The organism is Marinobacter arenosus, assembly GCF_019264345.1.
GTDB lineage: Bacteria > Pseudomonadota > Gammaproteobacteria > Pseudomonadales > Oleiphilaceae > Marinobacter > Marinobacter arenosus.
In genome coordinates, this window is sequence record NZ_JAHVAO010000001.1 from 2,414,448 (window position 1) to 2,430,733 (window position 16,286).

Here is a 16,286-nt window from a genome sequence, read left to right on the forward strand (position 1 = left end):
ACGCCACTGAAAACATTGATCCCCGCACTGGTCCTGGCCACCGGCCCCTGGCTGAGCTCCACCGCGCAGGCGGAAGCCATTGAACTACCGGTTTTTTCCCAGCTTGAATCTCTGGGGCAAGGCTCCGGCTGGGAACCGCTGGAATTTCCCAAGATCGACGAGCACTCCCGCTATGAGTTGGTGACCGAGGACGGCACCCAGGTGGTTCGGGCCGACACCAATGGCGGCGCCTCCGGCATGATCACCCGGCTGGATGTGCAGCCCGGGGACTCGTTGATCCTGCGCTGGCGCTGGAAAGTCTCGAACGTGTTTGAGCAGGGCGATGCCCGGGAAAAGTCCGGCGACGACTACCCGGCGCGGATCTACGTGGCGTTCAAGTTCCAGCCGGAAAAGGCCGGTTTCTTCGAACGCGCCAAGCGCAAGACCGTCGAGGTGTTGTTTGGTGAAAGCCTGCCCGGCAATGCCCTCAACTACATCTGGGCCAACACCCTGCCCGAGGGCGAGACGGTCCCCAATCCCTACACCGAGAAAACCATGATGGTGGCGGTGAATTCCGGCAATGAACGGGCCGGCGAATGGGTGACCGTGGAGCGGGATATCGTGGCGGATTACCGCCGGGCGTTCGGGGAGGCACCACCGCCGCTGGTCGGCATCGCCATCATGTCTGACTCCGACAACACCGGGGAAACGGCCACCGCCTGGTACGGCGACATCAGCCTGTCGACCGAATGAGGTGAATTGACCGGGCTAGCGATAGGCCTCGGGAAAACCGGGAATGACGTAGCCCGGGGTGACGGTGCGCACCTGGGGGACTTCGCCCTTCTCGGCCAGTCTCAGGTAGGCATCGTCGAACTCCTCCCGGAGCACGGCCGCGCGGGGGCTGGCCAGGGAGAACAGCCAGGCGAGGTCGCGGCTGCGTACCGCCGTTTCGCCAATCTTCTCCATTTCAGGCCGGTCGAGGATTTCCAGCACGGGTTCCCGATAATCGAGCAGGTAGTCGCCGCGATTGCGCTTGAGCATGTCGATGGCCGAGCGGTGATTGGGGGCCTCGGTGATGCGGATGTCCTCCGCGTTGTTCAGCCAGTTGATCAACCCGGCGTAGGTGTAGCCGCCAATCACGATCACGGTCTTGCCCCGGAGCTGATCAAAATTCTCCAACGGGCTCATTTTCTTCTCGACATACCAGGCACTGAGACGGATCGGCATCGGGCTGGCCCAGCTTTCCAGCACTTCACCCTCGAGCGTGGGAATGTCGGTCGGACCCGGCCAGAGGTCGATCAGACCGTTGCGCAAATAGAGGTAGACCCGGCTGACCGGCAGGTAGACGAACTCCGGGGTGTATCCGGCTTCGATCGCCACTTTCCGGGTGATGTCGATCATGGCCCCGTCGGCCTCTCCGGCGTGATTCCGGAAGGTAATCGGCGGAAACTCCACGTAGGCAATTCGCAGGGTTTTCGACGCCATCTCTTCGGCCGAGGCCGTTGTTGGCCAGGCCAGAATGAACACCACCAGCCAAAGGGCAAAGGTGGCGATGCCGACAGGGTTGGATGCGGAGCGACGGATACAGCAGCTGTTCATGAATTCCGGTTCTTGTAATCGCTTTTAGCAGAGCTTATCAGACCGTAAAAATTGTGCACGGACAGCGGCCGCAAATTGACAAAATCACCCTCAGATGTGGTTGACCACCATGTACAGGCCAACGCCGCCCATCACCAGGGTGTAGGGGAAGGCCATGATCACCATGCGCCCGTAAGACAGCCGAACCAGGGGCGCAATGGCCGAGGTCAGCAGGAACAGGAACGCCGCCTGGCCGTTGGGGGTGGCCACACTGGGCAGGTTGGTCCCGGTGTTGATCGCAACCGCCAGGGCCTGGAAGTGCTCGTAGCTGATGCTGCCGGCATCCAGCGCCTGCTTGACTTCGCTGATGTACACGGTGGCCACGAACACGTTGTCGCTGATCATGGAGAGCACACCGTTGGCGATGAAGAACATGCCCGGCTGCTGCCCTTCGGGCAGGGACAGCACGTAATCGATAATGGGCTTGAACAGGTGCTGCTCGTGGATCACCGCCACCACGGCAAAAAACACCACCAGCAGGGAGGTAAACGGCAGGGATTCCTGGAACGCCTTGCCAATCTGGTGTTCATCGGTGATGCCGGTGAACGAGGTAACCAGGATGATGACCAGCAGGCCAATCAGGCCAACTTCGGCGAGGTGGAACGCCAGACCAATCACCAGGATACCCGCAGCGATGGCCTGGACCCAAAGTGCGGCCTGATCGGCCTTGGTGCGCTTGGCCCGCTCATTCTCGGCGAACTCTTCCAGCACTTGCCGGACCGGCCGGGGCAGACGCCCGCCGTACCCGAACCAGCGCAATTTCTCCAGCGCCCAGCAGGTAAACAGGCCCGCGGCCAGCACCGGCAGGCTGACCGGTGCCATGTGCAGGAAAAAGCCCGCGAAGTCCCAGTCCACCACCTTGGCAATCAACAGGTTCTGGGGCTCACCCACCATGGTGGCGACCCCACCCAGGGCGGTACCAATGGCACCGTGCATCAACAGGCTGCGCAGGAAGGCCCGGAAGTTTTCCAGATCCTCCCGATGCAGCTCGACCACCTCGTCGTCACTGCCGGCGTTGTGGTCGCTGTGGTGGTAGCCTTTGCCGGACGCCACCTTGTGGTAGACCGAGTAGAAACCCACGGCCACGCTGATGATCACCGCGGTGACGGTCAGGGCATCCAGAAACGCCGACAGCACCGCCGCTGCACTGCAGAACAGCAACGACAGCGCGGACTTGGAGCGCACGCCCACCAGGATCTGGGTAAAGGTCACCAGCAGCAGTTCCTTCATGAAATAGATGCCTGCGACCATGAACATCAGCAGCAGGATCACCGGGAAGTTGGTGAGCACTTCCAGGTACACCGCATCCGGTGTGGTCAGGCCAATCAGCAACGCTTCCACCGCCAGCAGGCCGCCCGGCAACAGCGGGTAGCATTTCAGCGCCATGGCGAGGGTGAAAATGAACTCGGCGATCAGCAGCCAGCCGGCTGTCCCCGGCCCCAACAGATACATCACGATAGGGTTGGCGATCAGAAACAGCAGGATGACCTGTTTGTACCAGACGGGCGCCTTGCCAAGGAAATTGTGGGTAAAGCCGGAGATGACGGTTGTGGGCATTGCGGGTTTCTTTTAAAAAAAGGGTTACTGGAAGGGTGCGGCAGACAGCCCGCATCTTCCTTGATATTTGTGTACCGGGGTATGGTCCGAAGGTACGCTTTGCGACCACTTTTGGTCCTGGCAATTAAGACTGCCCTGCGGGCCATGACTGGATTTCAGTGACAACGCTGCCCGCATTTTAACCGATTTCCGGCAGCATGCGGGCACCGGGTTAAAAAATAAAACACAACTGCCTACCGATGTTTCCACTCGGGCGATCGTTTCTCCAGAAACGCCGCCATGCCCTCGCGGCGGTCTTCCGTGTCAAAACTTGCCCAAAGCAACCGGCGTTCGTAATCCACACCGGACTTCAGGGTGGTCTCGAACGCCTGGTTCACGGCTTCCTTGTTGAGCATGGTGGCAATCCGGGACATGCCGGCAATGTCCCGGGCAGCCGACAGGGCTTCCTCCAACAGGGTATCGGCGGGAACCACCCGGCTGACCAGGCCACTGCGCTCGGCCTCTTCGGCATCCATCAGACGGCCGGTCAGACACATGTCCATCGCTTTCGCTTTGCCGATGGCCCGGGTAAGGCGTTGGGTTCCGCCGGCTCCGGGCAGGATGCCGAGCCTGACTTCCGGCTGGCCAAACCGCGCTGAATCGGCAGCGATCAACACATCACACATCATGGCCAGCTCGCATCCGCCACCCAGGGCGACGCCGGCGACGGCCGCAATCACGGGTTTGCGGCACCGGGTCACCTGTTCCCAGTTGGCGGTGATGAATTCCTCCCGGTAGGCCCTGGAAAAATCCAGATGCTGCATTTCAGAGATATCGGCACCGGCGGCAAAGGCTTTCTCGTTGCCCGTGATCACGATGGCACCGACAGACTCGTCCGCATCCAACGCTTTCAACAGGTCGGATAACTCGGCCATCAGGGCGTTGTTCAGGGCATTGTGCACCGTTGGACGATTCAGCCTGATCAGCGCAACCGCATCGTACCTCTCTAACAATATGTTGTTGTATGTCATGACCTCTCCGAATGGTTCAGGCATCAAAGGATGCTTTTTTTAAGTTACCGAACATACCCCACCCGATTGCCAAACCCAAATTTAAAGCAACATCTTGACATAATATTTTGGAGGGGCGTATGTTAAAAGACACGCTGGCGGCCCTGCCGGGCCCATCACCAATGACTGACAAAAACCGATAACAACAGGTGGATCGCATGGACACAGGCATTACCCCCCAACCGGAACGTCGCTCCGCCATGATTCAAAGCGGAGCCTGGAACGACAAGCTCATTACCCATTACCTGGATGAAGCGGTCGGCCGCACCCCCGACCGGGAAGCCATCGTCAGCTACCAGGTCACCCGGGACACCCGAACTGTCTTCACCTACCGGGAACTGACTGACACCGTCACCCGCATGGCCGCCGGTCTGGCCGGCCTGGGCATCGGGAAGGGTGATGTGGTGGCCTGCCAGCTGCCCAACTGGTGGCAAACCACCGCCCTGCACCTGGCGTGCCTGCGCATCGGCGCGATCCTGAACCCGCTGATGCCCATCTTCCGGGAGCGCGAACTGCGGTTCATGCTCAAGCACGGGGAAGCCCGGCTGCTGGTCATTCCGAAGCGGTTCCGCAACTTCGACTACGAAGCCATGGTCGATGGCATCCGGGCCGAACTGCCCGACCTGGAAACCCTGCTGGTGATCGGCGGCGAAGGCGATCGCAGCTTCGAGCAACGCCTGCTCGACACCCCCTGGGAAGAACAGCAGGACACCACAGCCCTGTTCCGGGAGCGCCAGCTCGGTGCCGACGATGTCATCCAGATTCTCTACACCTCCGGCACCACCGGCGAGCCCAAGGGGGTGATGCACACCTCCAACACCCTGTTCGCCAATGTCCGTCCCTACGCCGACCGGCTGCACCTGGGTTCGGACGACAAGGTCCTCATGGCCTCGCCTCTCGCGCATCAGACCGGCTTCATGTACGGCATTTTGATGCCCATCTACCTGGGCACCACCGCCATCCTTCAGGACATCTGGGACGCCGAGTACGTGTGTAAGGTGATTGCCGCCGAGCAGCCGGCCTTCACCATGGCCGCCACGCCCTTCCTGGCCGACCTGGTCAAAGCCGCCCCCAACCATGAGGGCGAACTGGATTCCCTGCGCATCTTCGTGTCGGCCGGCGCCCCGATACCCAGCGCCGTGGTCGACCAGGCCGGCAAGGTGTTGAAGGCCAGGATTATCTCGGCCTGGGGCATGACCGAGAACGGCGCGGTCACCATGACCTGCCCGGAAGATCCCGCCGAACGGGCCAGTCAGTCCGACGGCAAGGCCCTGCCCTGGATGGAGGTGAAAATCACCGACTTCCAGGGTAACGATCTGGCCGCTGACGAGGAAGGCAACCTGCTGGTCCGCGGCGCGAGCCTGTTTGTCGGCTATCTCAAGCGCCCGGAACTCTATGGCGTCGACGACGACGGCTGGTTCAGCACCGGCGATCTGGCCCGTATGGACCGGGACGGTTACATCCGCATCACCGGCCGCACCAAGGACGTGGTGATCCGCGGCGGCGAAAACGTTCCCGTGGTGGAAGTGGAAAACCTGCTCTACAAATTCCCCGGCCTCGTCGATGTGGCCCTGGTGGGTTGCCCGGACGACCGGCTCGGGGAGCGGGTGTGTGCCTATGTAACTGTCGACGACGCCACCGGCGTCACTCTGGAGCAGGTGAAGGCCTACCTGCTCGAGCAGAAGCTGTCCCGGAACTACCTGCCCGAATATCTCGAAGTGATCGAGGCCATGCCCCGCACAGCCTCGGGCAAGATCCAGAAATTCAAACTGCGGGAACAGGCCCGGACGATTCGACTGGAACCCGCCAGCCGCAGCTAGCCCATCAATGTTCAGACACAGGAGCACATCATCATGAGAGGTCTCAACGACAAGACCGTGATCGTTACCGGCGGCGGGGGCGGCATCGGCCGAGCCGTATGCCGACGATTCGCCGAAGAGGGCAGCCGCGTGGCCGTCCTGGACCGTGACGAAGCCGCCGCCCGGGCGACCGTCGATCTGATCACCCAGGCCGGTGGCGAAGCCCGCGCCTACGCGGCGGACATCACCGATTACGCGGCCATCACCGAAACCGTCACAGCCATCGAGAACGATCTCGGCGTGCCCACGGTGCTGGTGAACAACGCCGGTTTCGATCGCTTCATGCCCTTCCTCAAGACCGACCCCAAACTCTGGGAGCAGTTGATTGCCGTGAACCTGACCGGCGCCCTGAACATGCACCACGTGGTACTCCCGAAGATGGTGGCCGCCGGTGGCGGCAAGGTCATCAACGTGGCCTCGGATGCCGCCCGGGTCGGGTCCTCCGGCGAGTCGGTGTACGCGGCCTGCAAAGCGGGGCTGGTGGGTTTCAGCAAGACCGTGGCGCGGGAACTGGCCACCAAGAACGTGTGCCTGAACGTGGTCTGCCCCGGCCCCACGGACACCGCCCTGCTCAAGGGCGTCGCCGAAAGCGCCCCGAACCCGGAAAAACTGCTGGAGGCCTTCCGTAACGCCGTTCCCATGAAGCGGCTGGCCCGGCCCGAGGACTACCCCGGTGTGATCGCCCTGCTCGCCAGTGACGACGCCAACTTTATTACCGGCCAGGTGATCAGTGTGTCCGGCGGACTGACCATGGCCGGATGAACGGCCTTTTTCACAAATACGGAGAAACGACCATGACCTACGAAGACATCCTGTACGACGAAACCGACGGCGTCGCGACCATTACCATCAACCGTCCGGACCGCTACAATGCCTTCCGGGGGCAGACCTGCATGGAATTGATCGACGCCTTCAATCGCGCCGGCTGGAACAAGGACATCGGAGTGATCGTCTTTACCGGCGCCGGCGAGAAAGCCTTCTGCACCGGCGGCGATCAGGGCGCTCACGAAGGCCAGTACGATGGCCGTGGACTGATCGGCCTGCCGGTGGAGGAACTGCAACGCCTGATCCGGGAAGTGCCCAAGCCGGTCATCGCCCGGGTGAACGGCTTCGCCATCGGTGGCGGCCACGTCCTGCATGTAATCTGCGACCTGAGCATCGCCTCGGAAACCGCCATCTTCGGCCAGGTTGGCCCCAAGGTGGGTTCGGTGGATCCAGGCTTCGGCACCGCCTACCTGGCACGGGTGGTGGGTGAAAAGCGGGCTCGGGAAATCTGGTACCTGTGCCGCAAGTATTCCGCCCAGCAGGCGCTGGAATGGGGGCTGGTGAATGCGGTGGTACCGCCGGAGCAGCTAGACGAGGAGGTGCGGCAGTGGTGCGACGAGATCCTTGGGAAGAGCCCCACCGCGCTGAGTATTGCCAAGCGTTCCTTCAACGCCGACAGCGACAACATTGCCGGCATCGGCGCCCTCGGCATGCAGGCCCTGAGCCTGTATTACGACACCGAGGAATCGAAGGAGGGTGTGCGCGCCTTCAAGGAAAAGCGTAAGCCCGAGTTCCGCAAATACTACAAGTAACGGCCCGATAGTCCGGAGAACACCATGAATTTCGCATTCACCGAAGAACAAAACGCGATCCGTGAAGTGGTCGCCCGTTTCAGCGCCGAGGTTCTTGCCCCGGGCTATCGCAAGCGAGACCGAGAAGGGGTTATTGAAAAGGATGTCATCCGCCAGCTTGGCGAGATGGGCCTGCTGGGCGGCGAGCTACCGGAAGCATTCGGCGGCAGCGGTATGGACTGTGTCACCAGCGGCGTGATCATTGAGGAGATTTCCAAGGGGGATTTCAACGTAGGCTACATTCCCCTGCTGGCTTCCCTGAATGGTCAGATCATTGCCAGCCACGCAGCCCCGGACCTGGCCACGCACTGGTTGCACGGGATGACCTCTGGCCAGAAGGTGGCCTGCATTGCCCTGACCGAACCCCATGGTGGCTCCGACGCCGCCAACCTGCGCCTGAAAGCCGAGAAGAAAGGCGACGCCTACGTGCTCAACGGCGAAAAAACCTCCATCTCCATGGCCGACCAGGCCGACGTGGCGGTGGTGTTTGCCCGCACCGGCACGGTGGAGCAGCGGGCCTCCGGCATCAGTGCCTTTCTGGTGCCTATGGACAGCCCGGGCATTACCACCACCCGCTTTGAAGACAACGGCCAGCGGGCCATCGGCCGCGGTTCCATCTTCTTCGACAACGTGGACGTGCCCGCCAGCCATCGGATGGGCGACGAGGGCCAAGGTTTCAAACAGGTGATGCAGGGGTTCGACTACAGCCGGGCGCTGATCGGCCTGCAGTGTCTGGCCGTGGCCCAGCAGTCGCTGGATGAGACCTGGCAGTGGCTGACCGAACGCACGGCCTTCGGTCAGAACCTGTCCGCGTTCCAGGGCCTGACCCATCCGCTGGCGGAATACCAGACCTACGTTCAGGCGGCGCGCCTGCAGTGCTACCATGCGCTCTGGCTCAAGGACAACAACCTGCCCCACAACGCCGAGGCGGCCATGAACAAGTGGTGGGGGCCGAAGCTGGCGTTCGACGTGGTCAAGCAGTGCCTGCTGGCCCACGGGCACACCGGCTGGGGCGAGGACCTGCCGTTTGCCCAGCGGCTGCGGGACGTCCTGGGCCTGCAAATAGGTGACGGCACCGCGCAGATCATGAAGAATATCATTGCTCGCGAGTACCTACCCACGTAATGCGCTCCCGGTCCGTCGTGATTCGGGGCAACGATGTAAGCCTTCCGCGGGTCTCCGGCCCGAAGGCACAGACAGGAGCTCAGATGATCGTCAACGAATCGGGCGGCATTCCGAACCGGCTGTTTTTCCGCCTGTTCCAGACCGGAAACATCCTGCAGCGGCAGGTTCAGAATGAAATGGGGATCAGCGCGGTGCAGTGGGCGGTGCTGGGGGCACTGTCACGGGAGGGGTTCGAGGACGGCACCTCGTTCAACCAGCTCAAGGAGTACCTGCACGTGAGCCGCCAGAACTTGGACGGCGTCCTGAAACGCATGGAACGGGACGGCCATGTGGTCCGGATTCCCGATCCCCAGGACCGGCGCGCCCGGCTGGTGGTGCTCACCGAATCCGGTCGGGAGTTCTGGAACAAGCTGCAGGACACCATCACCGAGTTCTACCAGCAAGCCTTGCAGGGATTGAGCTTCGATGACGGAGTGAGTCTGCTGCACCTTCTGAAAAAACTGCAACGGGACCTGAGCGGGATTTCGCTTGGCGATAAGCCCGGCCAATGAACATGGCCGGGCCAACAAGCCAGACTAGCGGGCGGCGCTGACGGTAACGCCAGACGACGACCTTTCAACAGCTTCGGCCAGCAGCTCGGCGGTGATCGCCGACAGGGTCCAGCCCAGGTGACCGTGGCCAGTGTTGTAGAACACGGTCGGCAGACGACCCGGCCCTACCCGCGGCATCATGTTCGGCAACATGGGACGCAGCCCGGCCCAGGGCACGACGCGGCGGGTGCTCACGCCCGGGAAACATTCCTCGACCCATCGGGTCAGTGGCTTGATCCGATCATCCCGGATGTTCCGGTTGAAGCCGTTGAATTCAGCGGTTCCCGCCACGCGGAAGCGGTCATCACCCAGTCGGCTGGTCACCAGCTTGGTGGCGTCGTCCAGCAGACTGACGGTCGGTGCAGCCTTCTGAGATGCCTCGTCGTCCAGCTGAACAGTAATGGAATAACCTTTGACCGGGTAGATATTGACCCGGTCGCCCAGCTTCGCCGCCAGTGCCCGGCTGCCGGTCCCGGCGCAGATGACCACGCCGTCAAAGGTGTCGCGGTTCTGCTGTTCCCCGTCGTACGCGGTCACCCAGGCGTTGGTCCGGTCCGCGCTGAGTTCGGTGACGGTGTGGCCATAGCAGGTCTTGACCCCGAGACGCAGGATCGCCTCCGCCAGGCCATTGGTGAACTTGTGGATATCCCCGGTGGAATCGCTCTCGGTGAAAAAGCCACCGTAATAGGTGCCGGCCAGGGTAGGCTCGATCGACTTCATTTCCTCGGGCGTGACCGGTCGGCGTTCGAGCCCCCCGGCAGCCAGGAGCTTCGAGACGTTCGCCGCGTGATCAAACCCTTCCTTGTCCCGGTAGATGTGCAGGATGCCCTGCTTCTTGAGATCGAAATCGATGCCTTCGTCCTGCGCCCATTGGAACAGGTGTTGCCGGGCGGCAATGGCCAGGCGCGCGGTTTCGGTGGTGTTGCGCTCGTACTGGGGAATGGCGGCAATGAACTCGGCAAACCAGCTCAGCTTGTGCCAGGACGGCTTGGGATTGACCAGCAGGGGGGCGTCACTGCGGAGCATCCACTTCATGCCTTTCATCACGGTCTGCCAGTTGTTCCAGACCTCGGCATTGGAGGCCGACAACTGACCGCCGTTGGCGAAGGAGGTTTCCATCGCGGCGTAGCGGTGCTTTTCGTATACGGTGACATCATAGCCGCGCTTGGCCAGGGTGTAGGCGGTCGTGATACCGGTGATACCACCGCCAATTACTGCAACTCGCTTCATACAACCATCTCCAGGAGGCGTCCAGGGTTCCCTCTCTACCCACAGTGGTAGAAAGCACCCCTTCCGTCACGGTACCTGAGAGATTCACGCGCCCATTCGACGGAATCGGCGGCTTGCTCCTTCGGTGTGCCGACTGACGCAGTCGTCGACAGCTCTTCGGAAAGTATTCAAGTTAGCGGTCCTTTTGCCTGAGAGTTTCCGGGGCAGTTGCTCCTTCGGCGCTGGTCGCAATGTGTTACGACACAGTCTCTCCCGCTAACAAGTCTGGTTGAATGCCAGTCTGCTTTGCAAAATAGCAAAAAACGCCGTTGGACAAAACCTCTGGCTGCCCTGGCGCCCGGGTTGGGCGCCAGACAATGGCAAATTATTCGACCGTCACACTCTTGGCCAGGTTGCGCGGCTGGTCCACGTCCGTGCCCTTGAGAACGGCCACGTGGTATGAGAGCAACTGGAGCGGAACGGTGTACACGATGGGCGCGGTGATTTCGTGCACCGACGGCAACTGCATGACGTGAATGTTATCTTCGGCCCGAACGTCCGCAGCCTGGTCGGCAAACACGAAAAGCTCACCGCCCCGGGCACGCACTTCCTCGAGGTTGGATTTGAGCTTTTCCACCAGATCGTTGTTGGGCGCCACGGTAACCACCGGCATTTCACTGTCCACCAGCGCCAGCGGCCCGTGCTTGAGCTCACCCGCCGGGTAGGCTTCCGCGTGGATGTAGGAAATTTCCTTGAGCTTCAGGGCGCCTTCCAGTGCCACCGGGAACTGCGAACCCCGGCCCAGGAACAGGCTGTGATTCTTGTCCATGAAGGCCTTGGACATCTCGGCAATGTCCCCATCGAGGGCCAGTACCTGGTCAACCTGACCCGGCAGCTGGTGAATCGCTTTCACGATCTCGGCTTCGCGCTGCTCCTCGAGGCCGTTGTGACGGGCCAGGGCCAGGGTGAAAATCAGCAGCGCCGTGAGCTGGGTCGTAAAGGCCTTGGTGGACGCCACGCCAATCTCCGGGCCCGCCTGGGTCATCATGACCAGATCGGATTCCCGCACCAGGGAACTGCCCGGCACGTTGCAGATCGCGAGTGCGGCCCGGAAGCCCGCCTGTTTCGCCTGACGCAGGGCGGCCAGGGTATCGGCGGTCTCCCCGGACTGGGAAATGCACAGGAACAGGGTGTCCCGCTGGATCACGTGTTTGCGATACCGGAACTCGGACGCCACCTCAACGGAGCAGGGCACACCGGCGAGCTCCTCGATCCAGTAGCGGGCCACCATACCCGCGTGATAGCTAGTGCCGCAGGCGATGATCTGCACATGTTTGACGTCTTCCAGCAGGTTGGCCGCCTCGGTGCCAAGCGCCTGTTCGAGTACACGACTATCGGTGATCCGGCCTTCCATGGTGGCCTTGATCACTTTCGGCTGCTCGTAGATCTCCTTCAACATGAAATGGCGGTATTCGCCTTTGTCGGCAGAGTCCGTGCCGTGTTCGAAACGGGTGATCTTGCGTTCGACCGGGGTGCCCTCGCGGTCGTGGATAATTACTCGGTGCTTGTGGATATCGGCGATATCACCCTCTTCCAGAAACATGAACCGGTCCGTGACCGGCAGCAGGGCGAGCTGGTCGGACGCAATGAAGTTTTCGCCAATCCCGACGCCGATGACCAGGGGACTGCCTTCCCGGCAGACCACCAGGTGGTCCGGTTCGTCGGAATGCACCACCGCCAGGGCATAGGCCCCGCGCAGGCGGGCGATGGCCGCTTTGACCGCCCCGTACAGGTTGTTCAGATCGCGGTAGTACTTCTCGATCAGGTGGGCGACCACTTCGGTATCGGTCTGGGAGGTGAAGTCAAAGCCGTCGCCCTTCAATTCCTCGCGCAGGTCCTGATAGTTCTCGATGATGCCGTTGTGAACGATGGCCAGACGGTCGCCGGACATGTGGGGGTGGGCATTGATCTGGGACGGCTCACCGTGGGTGGCCCAGCGGGTGTGGGCAATGCCCACATGCCCGGTCAGGGGGTTTGCGTCGATGGCGTCGCTCAGGGAGGCAACCTTGCCCACTTCCCGGGCGCGCTGCACCACGGTTCCGCCATCGACCACCGCCATACCGGCGGAGTCGTAGCCCCGGTACTCCAGACGGCGGAGACCCTCGAGAAGAATGCCCTGAACGTCCCGTTCCGAAACCGCACCTACAATCCCACACATGCTGCTTTCACCTGTCCTGTAAGCTGCTCAATCAGTTTTCTTCGGCCGTTCCCAGCCGGAAATATTACGCTGGCGGCCCCGGGCCACAGCCAGTTCGTTGCCCGCAACATCCCGGGTAATGGTCGAGCCGGCACCGATGGTGGCGCCCGCGGCGACGTTGACCGGGGCGACGAGTGAGGAATTGGAACCGACAAAGGCTCCGTCTCCGATCACCGTCTGGAACTTGTTAACACCATCATAGTTGCAGGTGATGGTGCCTGCACCAACATTCACATTACGGCCCAGGGTGGCGTCTCCCACATAGCTCAGGTGGTTGATCTTACTGCCCTCGCCCACGATGGCTTTCTTGGTTTCCACGAAGTTGCCGACCTTGGCACCGGCCGCCAGTTCGGTGCCGGGGCGCAGACGCGCAAACGGACCGATCTGCGCGTTGGCACCCACGGTAGCGCCTTCAATGATGCTGTGGGCCTTGATCTGGGCGCCATCGGCAATGCGGGCGTCCTTGATCACGCAACCGGGGCCAATGGAAACCTGACTGCCAAGCTGGACCTCACCCTCAAACACGACGTTGACATCAATCAGGATGTCGTTGCCAATGGTCAGCTCCCCCCGAACATCAATACGGGCCGGATCGGCCAGCGTCGCGCCCTCGGTCATCAGCCGTTCGGCTTCGCGACGCTGGTACCAGCGCTCGAGCTCAGACAGCTGCAGCCGGTTGTTGACGCCCTGGACTTCGAACGCGTCAGCCGGCTGGGACACCGAGATCGACAAGTTATTGTCCACCGCCATGGCAATGATGTCGGTCAGGTAGTATTCACCCTGGGCATTGCGGTTCGACAGGGCCGGCAGCCAGGCCTTCAGATGGTTCGCGGACACCGCAAGGATACCGGTATTGACCTCCCGGATCGCTCGCTGGTCGTCCGTGGCGTCCTTTTGTTCGACGATGGATAGGACGTTGCCCGCCGTGTCCCGCACGATCCGCCCATAACCATTGGGATCGTCCAGCGAGACCGTCAGCAGGCCGAGGGTCTCGTGGTCGAGCTCGGCAACCATGGCCTCCAGGGTTTCGCGGCGAGTCAGCGGAACATCGCCGTAAAGCACCAGGACCCGCGCATTATCCGGCAGATCCGGGAGCACCTGGGCAACCGCATGGCCGGTGCCCAGTTGCTCGCTCTGGACCACCCAATTGACGGTTGCCTCCGAGGTCAGAGCACGAACCTGGTCGGCACCATGACCGATGACGGTGTGAATCTTTTCCGCGCCGAGCTGCTTCGCAGTCCCGATCACATGGTGCAGCATGGGCCTGCCCGCCACCGCATGCAGAACCTTGGGCAGGGCGGACTTCATTCTTGAACCCTGACCCGCGGCCAGGATCACAACGTGTAACGGGCTCATGACGGTTCAGACCCCCGGGAATGTCTTGATGTCGGTTTCAATCAACAAAAAAAAGCCGCAACCCGGATGGCCGGAGTCCCAACGCCGGGCGTTGGATATCCAGCCGCTCAGGATGCGGCTTTGGTGTTCGGCAAACCCGAAACGAAAATGCTTAGCGCATCTTGTTACGCAGCTGCTGGATGGTACGAAGCTGTGCGACAGCCTCGGCCAGTTCTGCAGCGGCACGGGAGTACTCGAATTCACCGGTCTTGTTGGCAAGTGCTTTCTCGGCTTCTTTCTGCGCCTCGAGAGCCGCGGCTTCGTCCACATCCTTGGCACGAACCGCAGTATCAGCCAGCAAAGTTACCAGATTGGGCTGGACCTCCAGATACCCGCCGGACACGTAAAGAATGTCTTCTTCACCGCCCTGCTTGATGATCCGAATGGGACCCGGCTTGAGCTGGGTCAGCAGCGGGGTGTGACCCGGGGCAATACCCAGGTCACCTTCAGAGCCCGCAGCGATCAGCATTTCAATCAATCCGGAATAGATCTTTGTTTCGGCACTTACCACATCACAATGCACGGTTATACCCATGTCAGTTGCCTCTCTGATCGATCCGGAAACAAGTGCAACGGCTCAAATTACTTCTCGGCCTTGCTCTTCATTTCCTTCGCTTTCTCGACCGCTTCCTCAATGGTACCAACCATGTAGAACGCCTGCTCGGGCATATCGTCATAGTCACCGTTGAGGATGCCCTTAAAGCTGCTGATGGTCTCCTTCAGGGAAACGTACTTACCGGGCGCGCCGGTGAATACTTCAGCAACGTGGAACGGCTGGGACAGAAAACGCTCGATCTTACGAGCACGGGCGACGGTCAGCTTGTCTTCTTCTGACAGTTCGTCCATACCCAGGATGGCGATGATGTCTTTCAGTTCCTTGTAGCGCTGCAGGTTGGTCTGCACGCCACGGGCCACTTCGTAATGCTCGTCACCGATCACCAGCGGATCCAGCTGACGAGAGGTGGAGTCAAGCGGATCAATCGCCGGGTAGATACCCTTGGAGGCGATGTCACGGCTCAGTACCACGGTCGCGTCGAGGTGGGAGAAGGTGGTCGCCGGTGACGGATCAGTCAGGTCATCCGCCGGTACGTAGACCGCCTGGATAGACGTGATGGAGCCGGTCTTGGTAGACGTGATCCGCTCCTGCAGCTCACCCATCTCCTGGGCCAGGGTCGGCTGGTAACCTACCGCAGACGGCATACGGCCGAGCAGTGCGGATACCTCGGTACCGGCCAGGGTGTAACGGTAGATGTTATCGACGAACAGCAGTACGTCACGGCCTTCGTCACGGAACTTCTCGGCCATGGTGAGACCGGTCAGGGCCACACGCAGACGGTTTCCGGGAGGCTCGTTCATCTGGCCGTAAACCATGGCAACCTTATCGAGAACGTTGGACTCCTTCATTTCGTAATAGAAGTCGTTACCTTCCCGGGTCCGCTCACCAACACCCGCGAATACAGAAAGACCGGAGTGCTCTTTCGCGATGTTGTTGATCAGCTCCATCATGTTTACGGTCTTGCCCACGCCGGCACCGCCGAACAGGCCAACCTTACCACCCTTGGCGAACGGGCAGATCAGGTCGATAACCTTGATACCGGTTTCCAGCAGGTCGGCAGAGGCCGACTGGTCTGCATAGCCCGGGGCCTTGCGGTGAATCGCCCAACGCTCTTCTTCGCCGATCTCGCCGGCTTCGTCGATGGGGCGACCCAGAACGTCCATGATACGGCCCAGGGTCTGGGTACCAACCGGTACCGAGATTGCCTTGCCAGTGTTTTCTGCTTTCAGGCCACGCTTCAGGCCTTCGGTGCTGCCCATTGCGATGGTACGAACAATGCCGTCACCCAGCTGCTGCTGGACTTCCAGAGTTGTTTCGCCACCTTCAAGCAGCAGTGCGTCATATATGTTGGGTACGGAGTCACGTGGAAATTCCACGTCGATAACCGCGCCAATGATCTGAACGATTTGTCCGCTACTCATGCTCGGTTCCTCGTTATCTTAGTAGTCAATAAAAC

General features: G+C 61.2%; 14 protein-coding genes and 1 riboswitch. Of the genes, 6 read left to right on the forward strand and 8 right to left on the reverse strand.

Annotated features, from left to right (window positions below; translation table 11 throughout):
- The first annotated feature begins 78 nt into the window (after window positions 1-78).
- Window positions 79-732, forward strand: coding sequence for a DUF3047 domain-containing protein (locus tag KXD86_RS11120; RefSeq protein WP_312846307.1), 654 nt, complete (start codon window positions 79-81; stop codon window positions 730-732).
- Window positions 733-747: 15 nt separating this feature from the next.
- On the opposite strand, the gene KXD86_RS11125 is transcribed toward KXD86_RS11120, so the two are convergent.
- The 3 genes from KXD86_RS11125 to KXD86_RS11135 all read right to left on the reverse strand — a co-directional run bounded on the left by KXD86_RS11125 (window position 748) and on the right by KXD86_RS11135 (window position 4,184).
- Window positions 748-1,578, reverse strand: coding sequence for a substrate-binding periplasmic protein (locus tag KXD86_RS11125; RefSeq protein WP_218636087.1), 831 nt, complete (start codon window positions 1,576-1,578; stop codon window positions 748-750).
- Window positions 1,579-1,668: 90 nt separating this feature from the next.
- Window positions 1,669-3,174, reverse strand: a complete 1,506-nt coding sequence (gene nhaB / locus KXD86_RS11130) for a sodium/proton antiporter NhaB (protein ID WP_218636088.1) — start codon at window positions 3,172-3,174, stop codon at window positions 1,669-1,671.
- A 233-nt stretch (window positions 3,175-3,407) separates the two neighbouring features.
- Window positions 3,408-4,184: an enoyl-CoA hydratase gene (locus KXD86_RS11135; RefSeq protein WP_218636089.1), complete on the reverse strand. Its 777-nt coding sequence runs from the start codon at window positions 4,182-4,184 to the stop codon at window positions 3,408-3,410.
- Between the two features lie 197 nt (window positions 4,185-4,381).
- On the opposite strand from KXD86_RS11135, the gene KXD86_RS11140 reads away from it, so the two are divergent.
- The 5 genes from KXD86_RS11140 to KXD86_RS11160 all read left to right on the forward strand — a co-directional run bounded on the left by KXD86_RS11140 (window position 4,382) and on the right by KXD86_RS11160 (window position 9,374).
- Complete coding sequence (locus KXD86_RS11140) at window positions 4,382-6,043, forward strand: AMP-binding protein (RefSeq protein WP_218636090.1); 1,662 nt, start codon at window positions 4,382-4,384, stop codon at window positions 6,041-6,043.
- 33 nt (window positions 6,044-6,076) lie between these two features.
- A complete protein-coding gene (locus KXD86_RS11145) occupies window positions 6,077-6,844 on the forward strand; it encodes an SDR family NAD(P)-dependent oxidoreductase (protein WP_218636091.1) in 768 nt (255 codons plus the stop codon).
- A gap of 32 nt (window positions 6,845-6,876) precedes the next feature.
- A complete protein-coding gene (locus KXD86_RS11150; protein WP_218636092.1) occupies window positions 6,877-7,659 on the forward strand; it encodes an enoyl-CoA hydratase-related protein in 783 nt (260 codons plus the stop codon).
- Between the two features lie 24 nt (window positions 7,660-7,683).
- Window positions 7,684-8,823 carry a cyclohexanecarboxyl-CoA dehydrogenase gene (gene aliB, locus KXD86_RS11155; protein ID WP_218636093.1) on the forward strand — a complete coding sequence of 380 codons (1,140 nt, stop codon included), beginning with the start codon at window positions 7,684-7,686 and terminating at the stop codon, window positions 8,821-8,823.
- Between the two features lie 83 nt (window positions 8,824-8,906).
- Window positions 8,907-9,374, forward strand: a complete 468-nt coding sequence (locus KXD86_RS11160; RefSeq protein ID WP_218636094.1) for a MarR family winged helix-turn-helix transcriptional regulator — start codon at window positions 8,907-8,909, stop codon at window positions 9,372-9,374.
- Window positions 9,375-9,398: 24 nt separating this feature from the next.
- Here KXD86_RS11160 and KXD86_RS11165 read toward each other — a convergent pair whose 3' ends face one another.
- The 5 genes from KXD86_RS11165 to atpD all read right to left on the reverse strand — a co-directional run bounded on the left by KXD86_RS11165 (window position 9,399) and on the right by atpD (window position 16,251).
- Complete coding sequence (locus KXD86_RS11165; RefSeq protein WP_218636095.1) at window positions 9,399-10,643, reverse strand: D-amino acid dehydrogenase; 1,245 nt, start codon at window positions 10,641-10,643, stop codon at window positions 9,399-9,401.
- Window positions 10,644-10,809: 166 nt separating this feature from the next.
- Window positions 10,810-10,908: riboswitch (glycine riboswitch) on the reverse strand.
- A 99-nt stretch (window positions 10,909-11,007) separates the two neighbouring features.
- Window positions 11,008-12,840 carry a glutamine--fructose-6-phosphate transaminase (isomerizing) gene (gene glmS, locus KXD86_RS11170; RefSeq protein WP_218636096.1) on the reverse strand — a complete coding sequence of 611 codons (1,833 nt, stop codon included), beginning with the start codon at window positions 12,838-12,840 and terminating at the stop codon, window positions 11,008-11,010.
- Between the two features lie 27 nt (window positions 12,841-12,867).
- Entirely contained in the window at window positions 12,868-14,235 is a 1,368-nt protein-coding gene (gene glmU, locus KXD86_RS11175; RefSeq protein ID WP_218636097.1) for a bifunctional UDP-N-acetylglucosamine diphosphorylase/glucosamine-1-phosphate N-acetyltransferase GlmU, read from the reverse strand.
- 151 nt (window positions 14,236-14,386) lie between these two features.
- Complete coding sequence (locus KXD86_RS11180) at window positions 14,387-14,809, reverse strand: F0F1 ATP synthase subunit epsilon (protein WP_218636098.1); 423 nt, start codon at window positions 14,807-14,809, stop codon at window positions 14,387-14,389.
- Window positions 14,810-14,856: 47 nt separating this feature from the next.
- On the reverse strand, window positions 14,857-16,251 hold the full coding sequence (gene atpD / locus KXD86_RS11185; protein ID WP_218636099.1) for a F0F1 ATP synthase subunit beta: 1,395 nt from the start codon (window positions 16,249-16,251) through the stop codon (window positions 14,857-14,859).
- Window positions 16,252-16,286: the final 35 nt, after the last annotated feature.